At 68.7% G+C, this 25235-nt stretch carries 20 protein-coding genes; 13 read left to right on the plus strand and 7 right to left on the minus strand.

Annotated features, from left to right (window positions below; all coding sequences use genetic code 11):
• Window positions 1-335: 335 nt before the first annotated feature.
• Window positions 336-1199 carry a hypothetical protein gene (locus HW837_RS41400; protein WP_078853870.1) on the plus strand — a complete coding sequence of 288 codons (864 nt, stop codon included), beginning with the start codon at window positions 336-338 and terminating at the stop codon, window positions 1197-1199.
• Window positions 1200-1429: 230 nt separating this feature from the next.
• Here the strand turns inward: HW837_RS41400 and HW837_RS41405 are convergent, their stop codons facing one another.
• On the minus strand, window positions 1430-1906 hold the full coding sequence (locus HW837_RS41405; protein WP_143671883.1) for a hypothetical protein: 477 nt from the start codon (window positions 1904-1906) through the stop codon (window positions 1430-1432).
• 267 nt (window positions 1907-2173) lie between these two features.
• Between HW837_RS41405 and HW837_RS41410 the strand changes: the two genes are divergently transcribed.
• Window positions 2174-3421 carry an MFS transporter gene (locus tag HW837_RS41410; protein ID WP_193381769.1) on the plus strand — a complete coding sequence of 416 codons (1248 nt, stop codon included), beginning with the start codon at window positions 2174-2176 and terminating at the stop codon, window positions 3419-3421.
• 253 nt (window positions 3422-3674) lie between these two features.
• On the opposite strand, the gene HW837_RS41415 is transcribed toward HW837_RS41410, so the two are convergent.
• On the minus strand, window positions 3675-4154 hold the full coding sequence (locus HW837_RS41415) for an MFS transporter (protein WP_143110789.1): 480 nt from the start codon (window positions 4152-4154) through the stop codon (window positions 3675-3677).
• A 507-nt stretch (window positions 4155-4661) separates the two neighbouring features.
• Between HW837_RS41415 and HW837_RS41420 the strand changes: the two genes are divergently transcribed.
• Both HW837_RS41420 and HW837_RS41425 read left to right on the plus strand, forming a co-directional pair.
• A complete protein-coding gene (locus HW837_RS41420) occupies window positions 4662-6086 on the plus strand; it encodes a polysaccharide deacetylase family protein (protein WP_193382705.1) in 1425 nt (474 codons plus the stop codon).
• A gap of 165 nt (window positions 6087-6251) precedes the next feature.
• Entirely contained in the window at window positions 6252-9644 is a 3393-nt protein-coding gene (locus HW837_RS41425; RefSeq protein WP_193381767.1) for a S8 family serine peptidase, read from the plus strand.
• A gap of 232 nt (window positions 9645-9876) precedes the next feature.
• Here the strand turns inward: HW837_RS41425 and HW837_RS41430 are convergent, their stop codons facing one another.
• The gene (locus HW837_RS41430; RefSeq protein ID WP_045562151.1) at window positions 9877-10314 is read right to left on the minus strand and encodes an Lrp/AsnC family transcriptional regulator; all 438 of its coding nucleotides are present in this window, start codon (window positions 10312-10314) and stop codon (window positions 9877-9879) included.
• 170 nt (window positions 10315-10484) lie between these two features.
• Here HW837_RS41430 and HW837_RS41435 point away from each other — a divergent pair, with 170 nt between their 5' ends.
• From HW837_RS41435 to HW837_RS41460, 6 genes are all read left to right on the plus strand, one after another.
• Window positions 10485-11759, plus strand: a complete 1275-nt coding sequence (locus HW837_RS41435; protein WP_196790094.1) for an ArgE/DapE family deacylase — start codon at window positions 10485-10487, stop codon at window positions 11757-11759.
• A gap of 205 nt (window positions 11760-11964) precedes the next feature.
• Window positions 11965-12180, plus strand: a complete 216-nt coding sequence (locus HW837_RS41440; protein ID WP_045562149.1) for a hypothetical protein — start codon at window positions 11965-11967, stop codon at window positions 12178-12180.
• A gap of 119 nt (window positions 12181-12299) precedes the next feature.
• Complete coding sequence (locus HW837_RS41445) at window positions 12300-12527, plus strand: hypothetical protein (protein ID WP_045562148.1); 228 nt, start codon at window positions 12300-12302, stop codon at window positions 12525-12527.
• A 287-nt stretch (window positions 12528-12814) separates the two neighbouring features.
• Window positions 12815-13426, plus strand: coding sequence for a peptidoglycan-binding protein (locus HW837_RS41450; protein WP_193381766.1), 612 nt, complete (start codon window positions 12815-12817; stop codon window positions 13424-13426).
• 80 nt (window positions 13427-13506) lie between these two features.
• On the plus strand, window positions 13507-13668 hold the full coding sequence (locus tag HW837_RS41455; protein ID WP_159040960.1) for a hypothetical protein: 162 nt from the start codon (window positions 13507-13509) through the stop codon (window positions 13666-13668).
• Window positions 13665-14453, plus strand: coding sequence for a peptidoglycan-binding protein (locus HW837_RS41460; RefSeq protein WP_045562145.1), 789 nt, complete (start codon window positions 13665-13667; stop codon window positions 14451-14453). Before HW837_RS41455 ends, HW837_RS41460 begins: the two co-directional genes overlap by 4 nt.
• Before the next feature lie 111 nt (window positions 14454-14564).
• Here HW837_RS41460 and HW837_RS41465 read toward each other — a convergent pair whose 3' ends face one another.
• Window positions 14565-15425, minus strand: coding sequence for a MerR family transcriptional regulator (locus HW837_RS41465; RefSeq protein ID WP_193381765.1), 861 nt, complete (start codon window positions 15423-15425; stop codon window positions 14565-14567).
• Window positions 15426-15875: 450 nt separating this feature from the next.
• Between HW837_RS41465 and HW837_RS41470 the strand changes: the two genes are divergently transcribed.
• Entirely contained in the window at window positions 15876-18401 is a 2526-nt protein-coding gene (locus HW837_RS41470; RefSeq protein WP_193381764.1) for a GH32 C-terminal domain-containing protein, read from the plus strand.
• A gap of 117 nt (window positions 18402-18518) precedes the next feature.
• Here the strand turns inward: HW837_RS41470 and HW837_RS41475 are convergent, their stop codons facing one another.
• Window positions 18519-19022, minus strand: coding sequence for a hypothetical protein (locus HW837_RS41475; protein ID WP_193381763.1), 504 nt, complete (start codon window positions 19020-19022; stop codon window positions 18519-18521).
• Window positions 19023-19479: 457 nt separating this feature from the next.
• Between HW837_RS41475 and HW837_RS41480 the strand changes: the two genes are divergently transcribed.
• Window positions 19480-19953, plus strand: a complete 474-nt coding sequence (locus tag HW837_RS41480) for a hypothetical protein (RefSeq protein ID WP_193381762.1) — start codon at window positions 19480-19482, stop codon at window positions 19951-19953.
• A 194-nt stretch (window positions 19954-20147) separates the two neighbouring features.
• On the opposite strand, the gene HW837_RS41485 is transcribed toward HW837_RS41480, so the two are convergent.
• Window positions 20148-22208 carry an RICIN domain-containing protein gene (locus HW837_RS41485; protein WP_193381761.1) on the minus strand — a complete coding sequence of 687 codons (2061 nt, stop codon included), beginning with the start codon at window positions 22206-22208 and terminating at the stop codon, window positions 20148-20150.
• 226 nt (window positions 22209-22434) lie between these two features.
• Window positions 22435-23472, minus strand: coding sequence for a LacI family DNA-binding transcriptional regulator (locus tag HW837_RS41490; protein ID WP_045562139.1), 1038 nt, complete (start codon window positions 23470-23472; stop codon window positions 22435-22437).
• A 506-nt stretch (window positions 23473-23978) separates the two neighbouring features.
• Between HW837_RS41490 and HW837_RS41495 the strand changes: the two genes are divergently transcribed.
• A partial coding sequence (locus tag HW837_RS41495; protein ID WP_193381760.1) for an ABC transporter substrate-binding protein occupies window positions 23979-25235 on the plus strand: 1257 nt, incomplete at its 3' end.

The raw sequence follows: 25235 nt of genomic DNA on the forward strand, positions 1-25235 counted from the left end.
CGGACCAAGCGAGACGCACCTCGTGGGGCGTCGCCGTGGCATGCAACGGCCCGTCCTGGCTTAGCAAATACCTGGGGCTTACTCCGCGGTACATGGAGCCTCCCACGCCACCGGGGAGTAGTTCGGCCAGGAGATCCCGGCCATTGACGATCGGGCGGACCTCCACGCAGCCCTCGTCGGGTGGAGGGCACACGACGCTCAGACTGAGAAGGTCCGGTCTCGTGGTCATCGGCCAATGATCGCGGAGCCGGATCGCCAGTGTCTTGCGAATTTCGGACGGCGTCGAGGCGGGAGATCGTGCAGCACCTGTCGTCCTGGGAAGGCACAATCGGCGCATGCCTGAGACCTTCGTCGACCTGGGATCTGTGCGTGCGCCGTCCGGTGTGCTGGTGCTCGGCATGGCCGGGTGGATCGACCACTGGCGGGTACTGGGGCAGCCCCTGTCCGAGCGCGCCAGGGCGGTGTCGTTGTCGGGAGGAGGCCATCTTCGTGAGTGGCTGTGCGAGGCGGTCGCGGTGCCGGCCGCCGCCGACCGGACGCTGAGGGTGAGGGCGACGACCTCGCCGTCCCCGTTCGACGAGGAACCGACGATCGCGACGCTGGAGATCAGCCTGGGACTCGTATGGCCCGGGACTGCGGAGCAATCGGTGCCCGTCAGGCTCGGGGACCTGCCTGTCGACCGGTGCGGCATGGTCATCGGCGACGCCGTAGGGCTGGACGCGTGGACGGGAATGGACGACGAGCCGGTCGACGGGCTCGCCGACGTCACCTACTGGGGCCGGTACGAGGACGACGCCTACACGCAGTTCGGTGGCGAGCGAATCGCTCACTCCGGCGGCGACGGCCCGCACGGGTGGCTGGACCTCCCAGTGGCCGAGGCAGCCGCACGGGCGGCCGAACTGACCGCCTGGCGCGACCGCCTTCACGGCAAGGGCCTCATGGTCTCGATCGACAAGCACACCGACTTCCATCGCTTCCGGCGGGCCCGATGGCATCATCCGCTGCACATCGGTGCGATCGAAGTCGGCGGCTGCCAGGTGCTCGGCATCGTATGGGACCAGGGTGACCACTCGATCAGGCACCGCGGTGAGCGGGACGCCGGCCAGGTCTATCCGGTCACACTCGAAGTCGACGAGGCGGGCGAGACGGTGATGCGATGGACCATCCCGCCCTACGACTTCGACGACGAGGGACCATGAGGAGCCCGGTCGGCTCTGGGGGATCCGTCACCGCAGTGAGACGCATCAGCCCCGACCTGTAGTGAGACAGCGCTGAAAGCCCCGGGTGGTCACGGACGGGGTGGTTGTCAGGCCTCGGCTTCTCCAGGTGCGGAGCAGTTGGAGAAGCCGGATGGCTTTCGAGCCGCGCGTCGTTCGGCGCCGTGACCGCAGCACTTGGGAATCCTGAGCGGGCGGGCGCGCCACGGACCTTACGGGCAGGAGCTCGTACTCTGGCCGATGACATGGGCGTCCGCGTTGTCCGCTGCCTTGACGTAGGCAGCCGACAGGCCGCGGCGGTCGTACGTCCGGTTGAAGTCGTCGCCGAAGTCGACGATGAACCTCACCTTGTAGCACCAGCCGGCGTCGACGCGCAGCGTGTCCCAGTCCTCTCTGTAGGGGGTGTGGCCGCCGTTGGGAGACAGGTACATGCTCTTCTGCGGCACGTCGTCGCTCTTGCACGTCGGCTGTTTGTCCGTCGACGCGCCGGTGCTGTCTCCGCCGCGGCACCAGTTCTTCAACGCGGTCGCACCCACGCTGGTGTCATTCACGGAGGATGAGCATCCGGTGACTCCACAGCTCGCCCCGGCGTGTGCGGTGGTTCCCGTCCCCAGCACCGCGACGAACGCCATCGCCGTCACAGCGACTGCCGATCTACCGAGACCGTTGGACTGCCTCTTCAAGGCCACGAGATAGTTCCTTCCCCCCAATGAAGTGACATGGACTCGACAGGAAGGGTAGTCCTCTTCTTCCCGTCATGTCAGCTGAGTCGCAATTCGAGGGGCGGGCCCCTCCAGCGCAAACGGGAAGGGCTTGCTCCACGAGCACTTCCGGAAGGAAACCGCCCTCTCAAGCGAGTGCTCGCGGTGGGGGGAGGGGTCTTCGCATCGTCCGGGCCCGGTGTCAGTCCTTTATTCCGTTGACGGGCGTGTGGCCCGGTCTCGACGATCAGGCGTATGTCTGCTGCTCTGGCGCCTCTGCGTCACCGCCCGTTCCGGCATCTCTTCATCGGTACGACGGCCAACCTGCTCGGCAGCGGAGTGGCACCGATCGCCCTGGCCTTCGCCGTGCTCGACGCCACCGGCTCGGTCGGCTCGCTCGGGTTGGTGGTCGGCGCCCACTCCCTCACCAGCATCTGCTTCCTGCTGTACGGCGGGGTGCTGGCGGACCGGCTACCACGTGGCCCGCTGCTGGTCGGCAGCAGCGTGGTCTGCGGCGTGAGCCAGGCGGTGATCGCCGCTCTGGTCCTCACCCACAACGCCGCCATCCCTCTGCTTATGTTGCTCGCTGCGGTCTCCGGGGCGTCAGGCTCCTGCTATCAGCCCGCCGCCCAGGCGCTGTTGCCCCAGACGGTGCCGGCCGAGTCCCGCCGTGCCGCTCTCGCGCTCTCCCGCATCGCGGGCAGCAGCGCGGTGGTCGCGGGTGCCTCGCTCGGCGGCGTACTGGTCGCCGCGATCGGTCCGGGCTGGGGCCTGGCCGTCGACGCGCTCAGCTTCGCGCTCGCCGCCACCTGCTTCGCGCTGGTCCGCGTCCGTGCCGCGCCGCCCGCGCCCAGCCACGGAGTGGTTCATGAACTGCGCGTCGGCTGGAAGGAGTTCACCTCCCGCAGCTGGGTGTGGGTGATCGTGGTGGCCTTCTGCTTCCTCAACGCCGGCCTCACCGCCTCGTTCACCGTCCTCGGTCCGGCCGTCGCCGACAGCACGGAGATCGGCCGCAGCGGCTGGGGCCTCACCCTCGCCGCAGGCTCGCTCGGCGCGGTCGCCGGCGGCGTCCTGTCCCTGAGATGGCGGCCCCGGCGCGCGATCCTGGTCGGCTGCGCGCTGATGGGCCTGACGGCCACGATCCCGCTGCTGCTCGCCCTCGCCCCCTACACCTGGCTGCTGGTCGTGGCCAACTTCGTGGCCGGCGTGGGCGGCGAGCAGGCGGGCGTCGCCTGGTACTCGACCCTCAACGAGCAGATCCCCGAGGACCGCCTGGCCCGCGTGTACGCCTACGACGACCTCGGCTCCTACCTCGCGCTCCCACTCGCCCAGTTCGCCGCCGGACCCGCCGTACTCCTCCTCGGCCTCCAGGCCACCCTCTACGCGGCCGCCGCGCTCGTCCTCCTCGCCACCCTCGCCATGATCGCCACCCCCTCCATCCGCGCGCTCGCCCCGAAGACCGCGGAACCGCAGCCAGCCTCCGAAGCGCCAGCGCCCAGCTGAGATCGACTCCTGTCAGTGGCGTCGGAGGTTCTTCGCCCGCCGTTCGACGAGGCGTTCGTGAGGCCCAGTTGAGTACTGCCGATCACCGCTCGCTTCCGGGGCCACGCTGCCTGAAGCCGCCCCCGGTGCCGGGCACGGCCTCGAAGGCTTCCGGTGCCGACGGCCGGGCCCGTGCTTCATCTGCCCGACAGCCACCGGAATGCGGGGTAGCCGTGCGTGAGCAGCCGTTCCTTGTGACGCTTCGTCACTCACGTCACGCCCCACGCTCCACGCCCGGAAGAGCACGGGCGCCGGTCAGTCCGTCCGCGCGCCCGCCGTGTGCTGCCGGTCGGCAGCTGCTTCGGCTGTGCGGACCACCTGTCGACGCGGCGCGGTCCGTCCCCCGGCGGCGGTCCGCTGCCCAGGAGGCGGCCGCGACCGCGAAGCCGGAGGCGACGAGGGCCGCGCCGACGAGGTTCGGGGAGGTCAGCCCGAACCCCGCGGCGATGGCCAGCCCACCGAGGTATGCGCCGGCCCCGTTCGCCAGGTTGAACGCGGCCTGCATCGCCGCGGAGGCGAGGGTGGGCGCGTGCCCGGCCTTCTCCATCACCAGGGTCTGCACGGTCGGCACGATCGCGAACCCGGAGAACCCGATGGCGACGGACGACAGCGCCGCCGCCCACTGCACGTGCGCGGTCACCGTGAACAGCGCCAGCACCGCTGCCAGCAGCAGGAACGCCGCGCAGATTGCCACGGCATCATCGGGATGCGCGAACGCGCGGCACTGTGCGGCGGCCACGCCACCGTGGGGGTCCGCCCAGAGGGAGGCTGGACAGTCGAGGCGGCCCTGCCCCATCCGGTGGTGTCCACCTAAGGCCCACCATGGTCCGTCTCGTGTGAGCGGCCGCACCGGGGGAGGCACAGCTGTAATGGGCGGATGTTGGCCGACGTACCTGCCGCAGCCGGGAGGGGCCGCGCCCTGGCCCTCGCCGGCACCGCGTCCTCTCACGGCTCATTGCGGCTGTGCTTCACGCGAGGGACGTACCGACACACCGGGATCCGAGGACGGCAGCACGGTCTACGCCAGGGTCACCCACGTGCCGCTCCGGCGTTCCTGACGCGCCCGGTGACAAGGACCAGATTTTTCAGAGCGGCGTCGTGGGTCGCTGAAAAACGCCTCTGACCTGGACGCTCGTGACCAGAACGACCGTGGCGCCCGCCGATGACGTCCGCCCTCCCCTCTCCCAGGTTCTGGTCACACATGCGCACTCGCACCCCTCTGTCCTCGCTTCTGCTGCTCGGCACACTCTCGATCACCACGGCCTGTTCCCCCGGCTCCTCGGAGCCGGCATCCGCCGGCCCGCCACGTGCCGCTGCCGAGTCCCCCTCTCCCCTCCACAGCGTCGACCCGTCGAAGATCAAGGGCCTGCGGATCGTCAGCAACAGCAGTGAGCAGCGCTCCTGTCCCTTCGCCACGAGCTACCCGGACGTGCCCGGCGCGGAGGCGATGACGGCCGCGATGAAGAAGGACGTGGAGCAGCGCCTGGCCACATTCCGCGAGGGGGCGTGCGGCAACGGCTCAGTCGCCGAGCTCAACGTCAGCCACAGGTTCCTGGTGGCTTCCGGCGATGTACTCGGCGTCCGGCTCACCACACAGGACGGCAGTGTCGCCGGGTCCGGGCTGTCGGCCAAGGCGTACTGGTACGACGGTGACGCGGGCGCCTACGCCACCGCTCTCGGACTCGTCGCCGACGACTCCCGGAACGCCTTCATCTCCACCTTGAAGGACGAACTCAAGGGGCGCGAAGGCTTCGACACGACCATCTTCGACGGCACGCTCTCCGACCCCGCATCCCGCGCCACCGGTCTGGACAACATGACCTTCACCGCCGACGGCGGGCTGCGGGTGACCTTCGACAGCGGCGAGGTGGGCGCGCCGCCCGCCGGAACCTTCCTGGTGAACCTCTCCAGGAAGACGGTCACCCCCTGGCTGTCCGGGTTCGGCAAGCGCGCTCAGCGGCAGACCATGACCCCCAGCCGTTCGCTCGACCTGGGCGCGACGCACACCCCTGGCCCGGCCGTCCCCACCCACACCGCCTCCGGCGACGACGACACCGACTGCAAGCGGGTCACCTGCATCGCGCTGACCTTCGACGACGGACCAGCGGCGCCGGAGACCGCGACCCTGCTGACCCACCTGGCGCGGTACAAGGCCCGCGCCACCTTCTTCACCACCGGACAGAACGTCGCCGCCCACCCCGACCTGGTCCGCGCCGAGGCCCGCGCCGGACACGAGGTCGGCAACCACTCCTGGAACCACCCCGACCTCACCAAGCTCACCCCCGAGCAGATCGCCTCCCAACTCAACCGCACCAGCGCCGCCATCGAGGCCGCCACCGGAAAAGAGCCCACCCTCTTCCGACCGCCCTACGGCGCCATCAACTCCACCGTCCGGTCCGCCACCAGGCTTTCCCCCGTCCTGTGGGACGTGGACACCGAGGACTGGAAATATCCCGACGCCGCCAAGGTGGCCCAAACCGTCATCGACAAGGCGCAGCGCGACAGCGTCGTCCTCATGCACGACATCCACCCCACCTCCGTCGCCGCGATCCCGCAGATCCTGCGCACCCTCACCGCCCGCGGCTACCACTTCGTCACGGTCAGCCACCTGCGCGCCAGCCTCTGAGCACCCGCCGACACCTCACTCGCCTGGCGTTCCCCGACTCCCAGCAGGAGTCGGCCTCGACATCGCTGCGTCGAGCGGCCAATGGCGGCCCGAGTCCGCCTGTCAACCACCCAGTTGTCGAACCATCAGATTCCGGCGTGGAGCCGGACACCGAAGGAGTACGCATTGCTGCCCAAGTCAGTCAGGTGGGGGGTGCTCCCCGCCCTCGCAGGTGTGGTGGCCGTCTCGGTCGCCGCGCCCGTACCGGTCGCGCAGGCCGTCGCCCCCGAAGCAGCGTCGGTGGGGCGGCACACGGCGACCGCCAGAACCGTGACCCTCATCACCGGCGACCGGGTCATTCTGCGCACCCAGCCCGACGCCACGGCCCCCGCCGTGTCCGTCCTGCCCGGCAAGGGCCGCGAGGACATGGGCTTCCGCGTCGTCCGCTCCCTGCGAGCCGGGACACAGCACATCAGCGTGATTCCCCATGACGCCGAGCGCCCCCTGGCCACCGGGAAGCTGGACGCCCGGCTGTTCGACGTCACGGAGCTGATCCGCATCGGGCAGGACGACGCGCGCTCGCGCTCTCTGCCGTTGATCGTCATGGAACGGGCCGACAAGGGGGCCGCCCGCTCCGCCCTCACCGCACACGGAGCCGGCCTCGGCCGCACCCTGCGCGCTCTGAACGGCGGCACCCTCACCCAGCCCAAGAAGAGCACCAGTGGTCTGTGGCAGTCAGTGCTCAAGGGACCATTGTCCAGCCGTGTCAGCAAGCTCTGGCTGGACGGCAAGGCGAAGGTCCTGGACGACGAGAGCAACAAGATCATCGGTGCGCCGGCCGCCTGGAAGTCCGGCCTCACCGGCAAGGACGTGCTGATCGCCGATCTGGACACCGGCATCGACGCCGGCCACCCCGACTTCAAGGGCCGCATCGCCGCATCGAAGGTCTTCGCCGGCACCAGCCTCAAGGACGGGTACGGGCACGGCACCCACACCGCCTCCACCATCGCCGGCACGGGCGCAGCGTCGAACGGCAAGTACGCGGGCGTCGCGCCGGGCGCCAGGCTGCTCATCGGCAAGGTCTGCGACGACGACGGCGGCTGCCCGGACAGCGCGATCATCGCCGGCATGGAGTGGGCCGCGGCCCAGCACGCCGTCGCCGTCAACATGAGCCTCGGCGACACCGTCACCGACGGCACCGACCCGGTGTCCACCGCCCTGAACCGGATCACCGAACAGACCGGCACCCTGTTCGTGGTGGCCGCCGGCAACGACGGCGGGCCGAAGGGCAACGGCGTGGACGGCACCGTGCAGAGCCCCGGCAGCGCGGACGCCGCACTCACCGTCGGCAGCACCACCAAGCGCGACACGCTCAGCTACTTCTCCAGCCAGGGACCCCGGCTGGGCGACGCCGCCGTCAAACCCGACCTGGTGGCACCCGGCTCGGACATCATCGGCGCCCGCGCCGACGGCACCAACATGGACACACGTACGCCCAACCCGCGCTACGAGCAGGCGTCCGGCACCTCCATGGCCACCCCACACGTCACGGGTGCCGTGGCCCTGCTCGCCCAGGCCAACCCCACCTGGAAGGCCGCCGACTTCAAGCGGGCCCTGACCTCCTCGGCGCACGGCCTGAAGAACCTGACCGCCTTCCAACAGGGCTCAGGCCGCCTCGACATCGTCCGCGCCCTCAAGCAGAAGGTCCACGCCACCTCCGGCGCCGCCAACCTGGGCCTGTTCACCTGGCCGCACGCCGACGCCACCGCCACCCGGCAGATCACCTACCGCAACGACGGCGACCAGGCGGTCACTCTCAAGCTCGCCCTGGACACCTACGGCCCGGGCGGCAAGCGAGCCCCGGCCGGCATGTTCTCCCTGGACGCCACCAGCGTGACCGTCCCCGCGCACGGCACCGCCACCGCGAACGTCACCGGCCGTACCACCAAGGCCCAGATCGGCCGCTACGGCGGCGCAGTTTTTGCCACCGCCGGAGACACCACGGTGCGGACCGCGGTCGGCCTGTTCGCCGAACCAGAACGCCACACACTGACCATCACCGGCCTCAACCGTGAGGGCAAGCCGGCCGCCGGCGCGGCGCTGACGATCGTCGGCCCGCGCACCGGCATCCAGCAGGGCATCCGGCTGGGGAGTGACGGCACGTTCCGACTGCGTCTGCCGGAGGACGACTACACCATCCTCGGCATCGACGACAGCCTGGCCGAGCTCGACGGTTCCGGCACCCGGACCGGCACCCGGACCCTGCTCGCCGCCACCGGCATCCGCACCGACCACGACCGCGCCGTGACACTCGACGGGCGCAAGGCCGGCAAGGTCTCGGCCCGCATCGACCACCGCGACGCCACAGCGATCTCCACCTCGGCCACCCTCGCGCTGCCCGGGGGCCAGGCAAACGACAGCTACTCACTCACCGCCGTCGTCGGCGGCAAGGCCACCCTGTACGCCACGCCCACCGCACAGGCCCCGGGCGTCCGCTACGCCGCCTCCACCACCCTCACGGGCAAGGACGCGGCCGGCGCCTATCGCTACTCCTTGCGGCAGACACACAAGGGCGGCATACCCGCCGACACCAACCCCGTCGTCCACGACCGGCAACTGGCCACCGTGCATGCCCGTTACGCCTCCCAGGGCGGCAAGCGGGTAGCAGCTGTGCGCTCCGATCAGCCGACCAACGAGACGGAGTTGATGCCGTTCATCCCGACGCTGCACACCGCACTGCCGAGCCGAGTGACCGAGTACTACTCAGTCGCCCCCGGACTCACCTGGACGCACTACCTCGACCTCTTCGGGACGACGGACCCCAGGTCCGACGGCACTCTCCCGGACCATGACGAGACGACCGCGGTCCGCCGCTACCAGGCCGGACGCACGTACACCGTCGACTGGAACCGGGCCCCCGTCGGCCCGGCCGTCTACAGCTCCACCCGCAAGGGCAACTACCTGTCCCTGGACATGGCACCGTATGCCGCCACCGGCACAGGGCAGCGCCTCGACGGTTCCTCCAACTTCGCGATGGAAGGCGAGGCCGTGCTGTCCTCCGGTGGACGGGTCATCGACCGTACGGGCGACCTCTCGAACATCGGCTTCACCGTCCCCAGCGCCGCCAAGCGCCGCTACACCCTGACCACCCGCACCACGCGCACGGCCGACTGGACGGCGCTCGGCACTCGCTCCACGCTGACCTGGGGCTTCACCTCGTCACGACCCCGCGGCTCGACATCCTCGGCGCTGCCGCTGCTGACCGTACGCACGGGGGGAGACGTCGACCTCAAGAGCACCGCCCCCGCCGGCCGTACCTTCCGCGTCCCGCTCACCGTGCAGCGCCCCACGAAGGCCGCACGGTCGGCGGTGAGCCGACTGACCCTCCAGGTCTCCTACGACGACGGCCGCACCTGGAAGACCGTCCGCGTCACCCGCCAAGGCACCACCGGCAGCGCCCTGCTCCACCACCCGAATCGCACCGGTTACGCCTCGCTGCGGATCAGCGCGGCGGACAAGGCAGGCAACACCGTCACCCAGACCGTCATACGGGCCTACCGAATCGCCCCAGTTCACTGACCCCGTAGCAGCCGACGGCGCCCTCGGGGGACCTCCACTCCCGGTGAGGGGTGCCTCGGCCCACTGCCCACGGCCTTGGTCGGGAGCAATCAACGCGGTAGGCATGGCCTGAGGGGGAGCACCGGGTCTTCCCGGCGCCCCCCTGCGAGCGCGGGCGATGGCGGACAGCCGACGGCCGACGGCCGACGGACGTACGCGAGCCTTGGCACTCGTGGTGATCACATGGCGTCGATCACACGCGAGGACGGTTCAACAGCCGGGAGAGCACGATGGCGCTCTCGGTCCGTTCGACAGGAGCTGTGGCGCGCACGCGTTGGATGGCCTGTTCCAGGTGGTGGATGTCTCTGGCCAGCATGTGGACGACTGCGTCGGCGGCGCCGGAGACGGTACAGGCTTCGACGACCTCGGGGATGCCCTCAAGGGCTCGGCGCAGTTCGGCGGGGGTGGGATTGCCGGAGCAGTAGACCTCGACGAAAGCCTCGGTGTGCCAGGCCAATGCCTGAGGGTCGATGAGAGCGGTATAACCGCGGATCGCGCCTGTGGCCTCCAAACGGCCGAGACGCCGCTTGGCGGCGGGCGCGGACAGCCCGGCCGCCTTGCCGATCTGGGCGTACGTGGCCCGTGCGTTGTGCAGCACATAGCGGATGATCGCTTCATCGATGGCGTCCATGACCCCACTCCAGACGACAGGACCTGCGGCGCGGCGCATGTATTCGCCATGAGCCCGATGACATTGCAAGAAATCGACAGTGGACAGCAGCAAATGGCGATTGATTGCGTTGTCGGGCCGAACATAGTCTCCGGCTTGTCCCTATGTCACGTGCCGGGAGCAGTGTTGAGATGACAGCAAGCCTGAGCGGTGTGGAAGCCTCGGCACTGGCCGCCGTGGACGAGGCGGCCATCGGCCGGTTGCTGCTGGAGCTTCTCTCTGTTCCGAGCGTGACGGGGAGCGCCGCGGAGTCCGAGCTTCAGCACGTCCTGGCCCGGCATCTGGAGCGGATGGACCTCGATGTCGACCTGTGGTCCATGAACCTGCCCGAGCTACGTGCCCATCCCCGTTTTCCCGGCAGCGAGGCCCCGCGCACGGAGTCGTGGGGCCTGGTGGGCGGCACGCGACGCCAGGGCGACGGGCCGAGCCTGGTCCTTCAGGGACACGTCGACGTCGTCCCGTCCGGGGACCTGGCGCAATGGGAGGGAGACCCCTTCCGCCCCCGGGTTTCCGGGGACGTGGTGCACGCACGAGGAGCGTGCGACATGAAGGCGGGCGTGGTGGCGATACTCGCCGCCCTGGCCGCGATACGCCGAGCGGGCGCGAAGCTGCGCGGCCAAGTGTCCGCACACTTCGTCGTCAGCGAGGAGGACGGAGGGCTCGGAGCGTTCGGAACCCTCGAACGCGGCCACACCGGGGATGCCTGCATCATCGCGGAACCGACCAGCGGCGCGCTCATGACCGCGAACGCCGGCGCACTGACTTTCCGTATCGAGGTACCCGGCCGCGCCACCCACGGCAGCACCAGATACGTGGGAGTGAGCGCCGTCGACGCGTACCTGCCCATCCACCGCGCGCTCGCCCGTCTCGAAGCCCGCCGCAACACCGGCGCGAGCCCCCTGATGGCCGAGTACCCCATTCCCTACCCGCTGTCCGTGGGTACCGTCCGGGCCGGCGACTGGGCCAGCAGCGTGCCCGACCTGCTGGTGGCCGAGGGAAGACTGGGGGTCCGGCTGGGCGAGGATCCGGCCCAGGCGCGCACCGAACTGGAGACGTGCGTGGCCGAAGCCTGCGCGGACGATCCGTGGCTGCGCTCTCACCCCGCCACGGTGACGTGGCCCGGAGGCCAGTTCGCCAGCGGACGGCTGCCGGCCGGGCACCCGCTCGCGGCACTGGTCGGCGACGCGCACGCCGACGTCACCGGCGGCCCACGACCGCCGGAGCGCGGCGCTCCCTACGGCAGCGACCTGCGGTTGTACTCCGGGGCGGGCATCCCCACGCTGCAGTACGGCCCGGGCGACGTACGCTTCGCGCACGGCCCGCAGGAGCAGGTCCGCGTCAGCGAAATCGTCACCGTCACCCGGGCGTTGGTGCTCGCCACACTGCGAGCAGTCGGCATCGAGTAGTACCGCCCGCAACTCGGGTGGACGGGGCTGCGCGGGGCACGCTGGCAACGCCGCGGGCGAGAGCGGAGAGCGGATCTCCATTCGCGGATCACCATTCCGGTCCGAACGGTGAGTCGTCGGTCGGGCGGTGGCCATGGCTGGTGTGCGGGCCAGGTCGAGAACCTGTAGGTGTCAGTCAGCCGCTCGTGTCAGCGAAAGAAACCCCGTGAAGACGTTCATCACCTCCAAGCCCGTCCTGTGGTTGCTGTTCCTGTTCAACCTGCTGGCCGCCGCCGTGATCCCCTTCGTCGCCGAGGGTGCCCAGGCCCTCGGAGCCTTCATCGGCATGGGCCTCGTATCGGTCAAGGCGGGTCTCGGCCTGATGTTCAAGTACCGCGAGGGGCGCAGGCGGGCCAGCCACGCCATGGTCGTCGCTCAGTAGCGTCGCCGGCGGCTCTCGCCGGATTCACGGCGCCCGTCACATCTCCACCCGCGACACCGCCTCGCCCGGCGCAGCACAGACAGGGCGCCGACATCGACATCTTCATCGAAGCCACCGGGGTGGACGCCCTGGTCGACACCTACTTGACGATGTGTTCACAGCAAAGCGTCATCGGGTCCGGCGATTATCAGCTGGAAGACGTCGCCACGGTCATGGAAATCATGGAGTCTGGGCGGTTCGACATCGAATCGATCAATACCCACGAATTTCCTCAGGACGAGATCGTCAGGGCCATCGAGACCGCAGGCGATGTCCACACGGCCCTGAACGTCGTCGTCAAGTACTGAGTGCCTGCTGTGTTCCCTGAGGGGAGACTGGCTGATACGAGCCCGGCGCGCGCCAACCACCAGCCGTAATGCGGCTTCAAGGGGTCGATGTCGCAGACGGGCCAACTCGTGCTTGTTGGGTTCGGGGGCCGTTTGCCCGATGCCTGGCACCGTCATAGAGTGGCACTAAGCAATTTCACGCTTTCCGAATCCGCAATCCGCCTCTCTCATCGGGTTCGGCGACCTTTTCTCCGGACGCCCGGATTGAGAATGTCGCCCGGTCAACAAACGGAGGCGTCGAAATGAGAATGAGTTTGCCCGAGCTGCGCGCCCTCGCCGCGGAGGCGGGGTTCACCGGCGATGACATCAAGATCGCGGCCGCCGTCGCCATGGCCGAGTCCAAAGGCTACGCGGGCGCTGTCGGCGACCAGCACCTGGTCGACAACAAGTGGGGGCCGTCCATAGGCCTCTTCCAGATTCGCAGCCTCAAGCACCCGGGGCAGTTCTCCCCACCGGACACGCTGAGGATCGAGGGAAAGCTCAAGAACCCGCTCTACAACGCCAAGACGGCGAAGGCCATCAAACACGCACACAACTGGAAGCAATGGTCCACGTTCGTGAACGGAGCCTACAAGCAGTACATGGACGGCGGGCCAGCCAGCCCGTCCCACTTCGAGCCGTTCCCGAGCGCGTCCTTCTTCCATGCCGGACGGAAATCGCCGATCGTCGCCGCGATGCATCAGCGGCTCGTCGCCGAGGACTGCAACCGGTACCAGTCGAGTGCAGGAGCCGACACATGGGGCCCGGGCGATGTGAAGTCCTACGCCGCCTGGCAGCAAAAGATCGGATTCGCAGGTGACGACGCCAACGGCATTCCCGGCAAGACCAGTTGGGACAAACTGCGGGTCCCCAACGTGTGAAAGCTGAGCCACGGAGCCGGAAGCGAGTGGAGCGAAGCGAGCGTACCCGCCGCCACGTCCCGGCCGGAAAGGACGGCGTCATGCCCGAGAAGAACTTCGACGACGAGGACCTGAAGGCGGCTCTCGCCAGAACAGACGTCAGCGATGGACCCGGAACCGACAACCTCGACGACCTTCCCGAGAGCGACTTCGTCGCTTTCGCAGAGGACGGCGTCGAGAACGACATGGAGGACTCCAAGTGACCGCCACCATCGCTTATGACCGTGACGTGGCGAACCTCATCGACGAGCTGAGCGCCACCGGCCACGTCTTCCACACGGCGCACAGGAAGACGTCGGTCACACTGCACCACAACGCCGGCCGCTTCTCGCACCAGGGCCTGCTCGAGGTCTGGAGGAAGCGTCCGGCCTCGGCCCACTTCGACGTGGACGCCGCGGGCGAGGTCGCGCAGTACGTCAAGGTGAACGAGTTCGCCTGGGCCGTCGGCAATGTGGCCGGCAACCAGCGCTCGATCAGCATCGAAATGGCGAACGCGACGCTCGCGCCCGGCTGGACGGTCGGCGAGGCCACCTGGAGGAGTGCCGCACGTCTCGCCGGCTGGAACTTCGCCAAGGTGATCGGCGAACGCCCCAGCAAGAGCAACCTCTTCTACCACCACCGCTGGTCCTCGACCGTCTGCGCCGGCCCGCACATGGACGACATCTACGACCAGGTCCTTGAGGCGGCTCAGGCGGCGTACGACCAGTTCAAGAATTCCCACCCCGACCCCCGGCCGGACACCGAGCCGTTCCCTGGTGCGTCGTTCTTCCAAGCCGGACGGACATCGCCGATCGTCGCCGCGATGCACGAGCGGCTCGTCGCCGAGGACTGCAACCGGTACGAGTCGAGCGCCGGCGCCGACACATGGGGCCCGGGCGATGTGAGGTCCTTTGCCGCATGGCAGCGAAAGCTCGGCTTCGCGGGGGGCGACGCCGACGGCACTCCTGGCAGGACCAGTTGGGACAAGCTGAGGGTCCCCAACGTCTGACCGTGCCTGCCGTCTATGGCCCGGGTTCGCACGTGGCTCGACGCCCCGCTCGGCGACCTTCTTCCGGAGAACCTGGACCGGATTCGGCCTCGCTCTGGGCCCCGACGCCAGTCAGCTGGTCCGTCGGTCCCCGTCGTCGTCCTGATCGGCCGAGTGAAGCAGTTCGATGACACGTTCCTCGTACCGGACGCGGGCCGGGGAGAAGTCGTACGGCATCTTGCCGATGGCCTCCATCGCGCTCATCCTCGCCCCGTCTTCTTCCTCGCCGGTGTGCTCGTCGTCCCGTTCCAGGAGGACGTTGAGGGCCTCTTCCAGGCCGGATTCTTCGATGGCGGCTGCCAGGGCGGTCTCGTGATCGCATCGCCGGGCGGCCAGGTCTTCGACGCGGGGGTCGTCGGGGGACACGGTGTCGTCCAGGGCCGCCTCGACCTCGGCCAGTCGGTCCTCCTCGGCCCGCAGCTCGGGGTGGGTGGCCAGGACGATGAACCGGTCGGCCTGGACAGCGGCGCCCAGAGGGCCGAAGACGCGCTCCGTGACCAGGAGGGTGTCGAGGTCGGCGGAGCGCACCGCTCCGGGTGGGAGATCGCGCAAGCGGCCAGTGACCAGCGGTGAGAGCAGGCCCAAAGGACTGCCCACTTCGCGGAGACGGTTCACGGCGGCCCGCTGGGCCTCGATGGCGGCAGCCTTGGAAACGAGGGACTCCTCCAGGCGGGCCAGGGACAACTCGATGCCGGTGGTGCCCTTGAAGGCGGCGTGGATGTCATCCAGGGAGACACCCGCATCGGCCATCCTGCGGATCCACAGCAGGCGGACCATGTCGTCGTATCCGTAGCGGCGGCGGTCATCGCTGCCGCGTTCCGGTTCGGCGAGGAGCCCGATGGCGTGGTAGTGGCGGATGGCGCGGGGTGTGGTCCCGGCGAACGCGGCGGCATCGCCGATCTTGACCCGGCGGGGAATCGCAGGAAGGGGCATGCGGGGGAACCTCTCAATGTCGTGCTCGCCGCCTACTGGACCACATGCCGCTACGGCACATGCAAACCCCTCTGTCGGGGGTGCGCGCCCGTACTCCCGCACCATCAGAGTCGTACGGACGGAAGTCGGCCGGTTCGCCGTCCGGCTAGCGGCTCCGACCTGCTCGGTCGCCGTCCACCATCCGGCGTGGCACGGCCAGTTGGCACGCTCGTGACGGCCGATCACGCGTGACCGGCAGACCCGGCCGCGTCGGGTAATCCCGCCCGAACTGTTGACGCGTTGACCGGATGCCGTTCATCATCGGGCCACTCGATGTCAGCGTTGACACAAGTCAGCGTTGACACTCTCTGGTGCCGGTGTCGACGACATCGCGGACCAGGGCGTCATATTTCGGGCCGCCCGCCGCAGGCTGCGCTGTGCTGCGTGGACGGCCGCAGCAGAGGAGGCATCATGAGCTCTGGACGTGTATCCCGGCATGACCGTGTGCGGATGACCGCCGCGGCGGCCGTCTGCGCACTGTCCGCCGCCCTGCTCGCCCCCCAGGATGCCGCGGCCGACACCCCGCTGTACTCCGAGACCTACCGTCCCCAGTTCCACTTCACTCCGGAGAAGAACTGGATGAACGACCCCAACGGCCTTGTGTACTACAAGGGTGAGTATCACCTTTTCTACCAGTACAACCCGAGCGGCAACTCCTGGGGCGACATGTCCTGGGGCCACGCCGTGAGCCCGGACCTCGTCCACTGGCGCGAGCTGCCGCTCGCCCTGTCGCACGACGACGAGGAGATGGTCTTCTCCGGAAGCGCCGTCGTCGACGAGAACAACACCACCGGTTTCGGCACCAGGAAGAACCCGCCCATGGTGGCCGTCTACACCAGCCACGACAAAACCACCGGCACCCAGGCACAGTCGCTCGCCTACAGCACCGACCGCGGTCGTACCTGGACCAAGTACCAGGGCAATCCCGTCATCGACATCGGGTCGAGAGACTTCCGCGACCCCAAGGTCCAGTGGTACGCGCCGACCAAGAGCTGGCTGATGACGGTGTCGCTGTCCGCCGAACACAAGGTGCGGTTCTACTCGTCCAAGAACCTCAAGGACTGGACGCAGCTCAGCGAGTTCGGCCCGGCCGGCGCGACGGGCGGTGTGTGGGAGTGCCCCGACCTGTTCCCCCTCGCCGTCGACGGCGACACGGACAACATCAAGTGGGTCCTGGTCGTCAACATCAACCCCGGTGGTATCGCTGGCGGTTCGGCAGCCCAGTACTTCATCGGTGACTTCGACGGCACGAAGTTCACCGCCGACGACGACGGCACCTACACCCCGCCCTCCGGGACCGTCTTGCAGGACTTCGAGGACACCGGCTTCGGTTCGTGGACGGCCACGGGCAGCGCGTTCGGCGCGGGACCGGCGGCCGGGACGCTCGACGGGCAGCAGACAGTCGGCGGCTTCGACGGCAAGGGCCTCGCCAACAGCTTCCACTCCGGGGACGCCACCACCGGCACCCTCACTTCGCCCTCCTTCACCGTCGACAGCCCCTACCTGAACTTCAAGATCGGTGGCGGCCGGCACCCGCACCAACCCGGGACGGTCCTCGCCGACTTCGAGGGCGGCACCTACGGCGACTGGACGACGACGGGCGACGCCTTCGGCCCGGCACCGGCCACCGGCACCCTCCCCGGCCAGCAGCAGGTCTCCGGCTTCCAGGGCAGTGGCCTGGTCAACACCTTCCTGAACGGCGACGCAAACACCGGCACCCTCACCTCGCCCGAATTCACCATCGACAAGCGATACATCAACTTCCTCATCGGCGGCGGCAACCACCCTGCCGGCTCCGCCGACCCCACCGCCCTCGAACTCCTCGTCGACGGCCAGGTCGTGCGCAGCGCCACCGGAAAGGACGCCGAGGCACTCCAGACGGCCTCCTGGGACGTGCGTGACCTCGCCGGCAAAAAGGCGCAGATCAGGTTGGTCGATGACAGCACGGGAGGCTGGGGTCACATCCTCGCCGACCAGATCGTGCTGTCCGACACCCAGGCCCAGCCCGGCTCCCAGGAGACCTCCGTCAATCTGATCGTCGACGGCCAGGTCGTCCGCAGCGCGACCGGGGCCGACAGCGAGACGCTGGACTGGACCTCGTTCAACATGCGCCCCTACCTCGGCAAGAAGGCGCAGATCCAGCTCGTCGACATGAACACCGGCGGCTGGGGCCACATCCTCGCCGACCAGTTCACCGCAGCCGACTCCTCCGCCCTCTCCGTGCTGCAGCGCGCCCACTGGGCCGACTACGGCAAGGACTACTACGCGGCCGTTTCCTGGGAGAACGCCCCGGGCGGCAAGCGGTACATGATCGGCTGGATGGACAACTGGGACTACGCCGGCGCCATCCCCACCTCCCCCTGGCGGGGAGCACAGAGCATCCCACGCCAGATGGCGCTGCGCACCGTCGACGGCCGCGTCCGGCTTACCAGCGAGCCGGTGAACAGCGTGAAGTCCCTGCGGCAGGAGCCTCCGGCGACCGCGACGGGCGACGTCGTGACGAACACGTCGAAGGCGCTGATCGGCGCCGCCGCCGAAGGCAAGGCGCTCGACATCGAGGCCACCTTCTCCCTCGATGACGCCGAACGCTTCGGCCTCAAGGTACGCAGCGGCGCCGCGGGCGAGGAAACCGTCATCGGCTACGACACCACGACCCAGGAACTGTACGTCGACCGCACCCACTCCGGCGCCGTGGACTTCAACAGCACCTTCCCCGGCATCCAGACCGCGCCTCTGAAGGCGGCGAACGGCGAGATAAAAATGCGGATCCTCGTCGACTGGTCGTCCATCGAGGTCTTCGGTGGCGACGGCGAAGCGGTGATCACCGACCAGATCTTCCCCGACCCCGCCAGCCAAGGCGTCCAGGTCTTCGCCGAGAACGGATCGGTGAAACTGAACAAGGCCACCGTCTGGCACCTCGACTCCACCCACGACTGACGCGACGGCATACGCCAGGACAGCCCGGCACATGCCAAGTGCCGGGCCAGCGCCTCTATTTGCTGCACACACCCCGAGCGCCGCTTCGAACCATGCCGGTGCGTAGGGGGCCGAGGGTCAGGAGGATGCTGTGGGGCTGGGGTCCGCGGTGGCCTCGGCGGTGCGGTGCTTGACCCACGCCTCTCCGATCCCCTTCGGGACGTTCGGCAGCAGGCCGTCCTCCTTGGTGTACGCCAGCCCCTGCGAGTAGCCACCGCCGCCGCAGCCGTCGGAGTAGTGGATGAGCTTCACGTCCACGGAGTTGTCGATGACGGGCTTGGCCGCACCAGCGCGGGTGACTCGGAGGCGGACCGGGGCGGTGTCGGGGCCGACGTCGTCAGGCAGCTCGACGGTCACGTGCGCGATGCGGCTCTCCTTCAGCTCGCCCTTGGCGCACTCACCGCGCGTGCACAACTCGTAGGTGGCGCCCGCGAGATCGCTGTAGCCGTCCTGCACGACGTACACGCCGACCTGGGACACCACGTCTAGCCCGGCGCAGATTGACGAATCGACACAGCCGGACAGGCCCACGAGGAGGGCGGCGACACCGCTGAGCACGCGCGCGTGCCGTGCCGTGGTCATCACTTCGTCACCCCTCCGGGAAGTGCCTTCTCCGCCAGGGCGATGTCGGTCATTGCCAGGCTGTTCACTGACTTGGGCATTGAGGGGATCTTAGTGAAGTCAGGGCGTGCCGGGACGGCTAGCGAGGTGCCGCGCGTCCGGGGTGGTACTTCCTCGCGGCGAGCCAGGGCCTGTCACCGATCCGTTGTTCGCGAGTTGTTTGTTCGGCACCAGTGCATCGAAGGCGAACAACGTGCGAGCCGCTACACCTGGATCGACCGCCCCGGCCGCATCGGTGGCGGTCAACGGCCGAGCCCGGCAGACCGCGGCAGACGAACGAGCCCTGCGCAGGGGCCACGACCTGCCTCGCTGGCTACCTGCGCCGGCGCGCCTCCCTGGCCGTGCTCGGCTGCACCACGACAAGAAACGCCGTCCACCAGGAATGGCTGCATCAACTGTGAACTGCAGAGGAGACCGAATGAGCGTGAGAAGGATCAGAAAGCGGGCGGCTGCACTGGTCGTGACGATGATCGCCGCATTGCTCCTTCCGCTGGCGGCGCAGGCACCAGCACACGCAGCATCGAACGCTGCGGCCGGACCGACCGCGTGGACACCGGGCATCTCCCCGCTGTACCCGGGCGAATACGTAACGCGGAACGTGTCGAGTGCCGATCGGAACTCGGCGCTGGTGACGTGCTCCTTGGCCTCTGGGATCGCCTGCGTGTCGGTCGGCCAGGGCGACGGCAGACACAGCGTCTTCCACCTGTTCAGGTGCGAGACACGGTCGCTCTCGAACTTCATCGACGCGCTCGCTGTCCGGAACAACCAGACCGGCGGAGCCCAAGTCCACTTCTGGGGGCCCAGGTACTCGGTCTGGACCCCGGCGAACGGCGTGATCCACACGGTCCCGGACTACGCGACGTACGACTTCAATCGCCTCGATCTCTGCTGAGGGCACATCGACCCGGGCATGCGGTGCAGGTGTCCGGGTCGGAACCCTTGAGGTGACGGCTGCGGAGTGACGACTGTCTGACGTGAGGTCTGACGGCATGATGCCCGGCCCCGGTCGTCACGATGTGCTCCTCCCTGGCAGATGCGAAGAGCGGGCGTGGATACACGCCCGCTCTCCGCACCGTACGCAGCCGCTCAGTTGATGCGGACGATCTTCCAGAGCTGGTCGTCGTTGCTCAGGTCGTTCCACTGCACGACTGCCGCGCCGTTGCTGGTCAGGGACTGGGCGACGCCGGCATTGAAGCCGCTGCCCACGTTCTTGAGTTTGAAGTAGCCGTTGCCCGCGTCGGTGAGGGTCCACTTCTGCGAGTTACCGGTGGACGGCGTGTTCTGGACGACGACGGCTCCGGCAGTGGTGGAGCCGTTGCGGATGTCCAGATTCAGGTTGCTGTTGACGTTCCTGATGTTCCAGGCTCCGCCGCCGGCCGACTGGAAGGTGAACAGCTGGCAGAAGCAGGCCGAGTTCTGCCACTGCTGCGCCGCCGTGTTGGAGGCGGTCGAGCCCTGCGGTATGTCCAGGTACTTGCCGCTGTTCTTGTTGACGAGGACGTACTGCCCGGTGCCCAGCGGGGGCAGGGCGGTCTGGGTGAGGTTCCAGCGCTGGCAGGCGCAGCTGGTGCCGCTCCACTGGACGGCGGCGGTGCCGACCGCGGTGGAGGCGCTCGGGATCTCCAGGTACTTGCCGGTCACACGGTTGGTGATGCTGTACCCGCCGGACTGGTGCGGGGCGACGGCCCACTCGTGGTCCAGGGTGCCGTTGTCGTCCCACTGAAGGATCTTGGCGCCGTCGGCGGTGGACTGGCTCTCCACACCGAGGACCTTGCCGCTGGCGACGTTGCGGATCTTGAAGTAGCCGGAGGCCTGCTGTATGAAGCGCCACTGCTGGTCGGTGGCGTTGTCGGCGTTCTGCTGGGTGGCGTTCGTGCCGTTGGTGGTGGAGCCGCCGACGATGCTCAGCATGAGGTTGCTGCCCGCGTTCGACACGGTGTAGGTGGCACCGTCCGAGATGCCTCCGCCGAGGTCGATGGTGCTGTAGGTGACGGGGTTGGAGAGGTTGCTGCCTCCGTTGCCGCCGCTGAGTACGAGCAGGCTGTGGCCGTCGGACAGGGGCACCATGCCGCGGCTGTAGCCGTTGGCGACGTTGGAGGTGATCCGCGTCCAGGTGTTCGCGGCGCCGTTCTGGGTGTTGAGGAACAGGTCGCTGGTGCTGTAGGCGCCGACGACGAGCGTGCCGTTCGGACCGCCGGTGGGCAGCCACGTGATGTACGGGGTGCTGGTGGGGACCACGCCGTCCGTCGACCGCAGGGGGATGCCGGTGGCGGAGTCGAAGTCCTCCGGGTCGGCGGAGATCTTGTAGTAGACGGCGAAGTTGCCCGAGGGCGAGCCGCCGTACTCGTACGTCATGACGTAGTTGCCGTTGGGCAGCTTCGCGACGGTGGCCATGCCCGGGCGCTGGCTGTACGTGGGCATCGCCACGTCGTCCACGACCGGCCCCCAGGTCTGGAGGTCCGTGGTGACCTGGTGCACGAGCTTCTGGCCGTGGTCGGGGTCGCGCTGGTCGGAGTAGTAGACGATCAGCTTGCCGTTGGCGTAGAGGAAGAAGGGCTCCCATACGGGGGTGTTGCCGTTGCCGTTCTGGTCGTACGCCGGGCCGCCGGTGGCGATGTTGCTGACGAACGTCCAGGTCTGTCCGCGGTCGGTGCTGGCGTAGACATCGATCTTGATGGCGGAGCGGTCGGAGGGGACCGAGGCTCCGGCGGCCAGGATGGTGCCGGCCGGGAAGCCGCCCATCGCGGTGGGCAGTTCGAACAGCTCAGGCTGCCAGCGCATGCCCCAGCCGTTCTGCGTGTCGGCGACCTCCGAGATCTTCGACCAGGAGTTGCCGTTGTCCGTGCTCCGGTAGATCGGGAAGACCGGTGTGCCGGAGGTGTACTGCTCGAACGTCGCGAGGAGGGTGCCGTTGGCGGAGCCGTTGTGCTGCATACGCATCGCCCGCGGATAGAGCGACCCGGGCGAGGGCGCGCCCGACGGCGGGGTGTACATCGTCTGCGAGGGGCGGGCCAGGGCGTCTGCCCGGCCGGCGGGCAGAACCATGGTCATCGCCGCGACGACCAGGACGAGGACCAGAGACAAGAAGGAGAGGGGACGGGGACGCGGAGCGGCGCCGGATCTGGCGCCTGTCTGCGCTGTGGACATTGCGGCTCCCAGGGGAATGGGGAAGGTGTGGTTCGGTGTCCGCCGGCTCGGAACGGCTCGAAGTGACGCGGCGGAGTTCGTTGGGCGCGTCGCCCGGGGGCAACCGGGCGACGCGGCCGGGCGTGGCACGCGAGCGCGGGGGCGCGGCGCGACATGCGCGGATTGTCGAGGGCGGGGCGCCCCGGCGTGTGAGGTGTGCCGGGGTGGTGACAGGGGGGTGGGTGGATCAGACGGAGGGCGGCGGTGCGGTGGAGCCGCGGACGATCAGTTCGACGGGTGGGTCGTTCGCCGGAGGCAGTGCGGTGTCGGGTTTCTCCATGGCGTGGAGGAGGAGCCGGATCCCTTCGCTCGACGCCGCCTCGAAGGGCTGACGGGCGCTGGTCAGCGGCGGGGAGACGTAGGCGAAGACGGGGTTGCCGTCGAAACCGACGACACTGACGTCCTCCGGCACCCGGCGACCGCTTTCCCGCAGGCCGTGGATCAGCCCGATGGCCATCTCGTCGCCCGCGGCGAACACCGCGGTCACCGAGCGGTCCGAGGCCAGCCCGAGGCCCGCGGCATACCCGGAGTCCGCCGACCAGTCACCGTTCAGCACGGGCGGTTCATGCGCGCCCCGGGCCGCCAGCGCCGCCCGCCACCCCTCGATGCGGTCCTTGGTGGCGTACCACCGGCGTGGACCGGCGAGGTGATGGACGGTCGTGTGCCCCAGGTCCAGCAGGTGTTCGGTTGCCGCGCGGGCCAGCTGATGGGCACCCACGCCGACGGTCAGTGTCCGGGCGGCGGTGAAGGCGGGCGGCGCTCCGACGAAGAGGACCGGCACATCGACGCCGAGCGGGACGTCACCCTCGACGATGGGTACGGAGACGACGATGCCGTCCACGCCCTGCTCCAGGAGTGACTCCAGCGCGCCGGCGATGCTTCGCGGGTCGCCGTCCGGGGTGTTGACGACGCGCAGCGCGTAACCGGCGTCCCGTACGGCCTGTTCGATGCCCACCAGCAGGGAAGCGGTTCCGTACCCGGCTGTTGCCAGCGCGACCACACCGATGGACCGGGTGCGGCCGGAGGCAAGCGCCCTGGCCGCGTGGTTCAGCCGGTAGCCGAGTTCCTCGGCGGCCGCCAGGACACGCCGGCGGGACTCGTCGGAGACGTACGGCTCGTCGTTGAGGACCCGGGAGACCGTCTTGCGTGAGACACCGGCCAGCCTGGCCACGTCCTCACTGCGCGGCGCGGAGGACGCCGCGCTGCGCTCCACCCCTGTTGTCATGAAGGCTCCTCATGGCCGAGTGTTCGCCATCGAACGAGGTCAGATTAATGACCGCGCGGTCTGACCGCGCGGTCAATGTCTACGCACAAGCCGAGCGCGCGTCAAGAGTTCACGCGACGACACTTGCCGACGGGTGCGAGAGAACGTCGGGGCCTGCGGTCGGGCGGAGGGGGTGCGCCGGGCGCCCGAGAGGGTACATCCCAGGCACATTCCTGCAGCTCAGTTGGCCTGCTCGGGATACGGAAAGCCTCGACGGCCAGCCCGGTCAACCCTGTTCCTCGGCCCCGGATGCCGGCACTTCGGGCTCCTGGCCGGACCGGATGCGTCGCACATCGCCCGGCGCGAAGTCTTGACAGCCGGTACATGAAGCGTTCACGCTTCCTGGCGTCCACCGATCGCATTTGTTCGATCGTGTTTGGTTCTGGCCGTGCAGCGGCCACTGCTCCGCCCACCCTCTTCGGCTGACGCGCCAAGTCTGGGTACCGCCAGCCCCGTCAGGAGTCGAAATGCACCCTTCATCCCTTGGTCGGTCCATGCCTGGCACCAGCCGCCGTACCGTGCTCCGCGGACTCGGCGGAGCCACGCTCCTGGGTGCCGGCATCCCCTTGCTGAGTGCCTGCGCAGGCGGCTCGGAGTCGTCGGGCACCAAGACCGTCACCGTGGGCTCCAACGCGTCCGACGCCGTCCCGAAGAAGGGGTACGCCGACATCTACGCGGCCTTCACCAAGCAGTCCGGGATCGCGGTCGACATCAACACCAAGGACCACAACACCTTCCAGGAGCAGATCAACACCTACCTCCAGGGCACGCCGGACGACGTGTTCCAGTGGTTCGCCGGCTACCGGATGCAGTTCTTCGCGGCCAAGGGGCTCGCCTCCCCGATCGACGACGTGTGGAAGACGATCGGCGGCAACTTCCCCTCGGCGATGCACGACCTGAGCAAGGGGCAGGACGGCAAGTACTACCTGGTGCCCCTCACCACGTCCCCGTGGGCGGTCTTCTACCGCAAGAGTGTCTTCCGGCAGTACGGCTACGAGGTCCCCGCCACGTGGGACGCGTACGTCTCCCTGTGCAGGCGGATGAAGAAGGACGGCCTCGTCCCGATCGCGTACGGCGACAAGGACGCCTGGCCGGCGATGGGCACCTTCGACCAGATCAACTTCCGTCTCAACGGCTATGACTTCCATGTCGAGTTGATGGCGGGCAAGGCCTCGTGGACCGATGCGAAGGTCCGCAAGGTCTTCGACACCTGGGCCGAGACCCTGCCCTACCACCAGGAGGGCGCGGTCGGCCGTACCTGGCAGGACGCCGCACAGACCCTGGTGGCCAAGAAGGCCGGCATGTACATGCTCGGCATGTTCGTGGCCCAGCAGTTCACGAACCAGGCGGACCTGGACGACCTCGACTTCTTCGCCTTCCCCGAGATCGACCCGGCGTACGGGCAGGACACCGTCGAGGCCCCCACCGACGGCATCATGCTCAGCAAGAAGCCCGCCAACCGCGCCGGATCCGTCAAGCTGCTCGAATTCCTGGGTACGGCGCAGGCCGAGGAGATCTACCTGAAGGCCGACCCGAGCCTGATCGCCGCCTCCACGAAGGCCGACACCTCCGGCTACAGCGCCCTTCAGAAGAAGGGCTACGAGATGATCAGCCAGGCGAAGCATCTCACCCAGTTCATGGACCGCGACAGCCGCCCGGACTTCACCTCCACGGTGATGCAGCCGGCGCTGCAGAAGTTCATCCGCGACCCCAAGGGCGTCGAC

Origin of the sequence: Streptomyces caniscabiei (genome assembly GCF_014930365.1) — a bacterium.
Classification (GTDB): Bacteria; Actinomycetota; Actinomycetes; order Streptomycetales; family Streptomycetaceae; genus Streptomyces; species Streptomyces caniscabiei.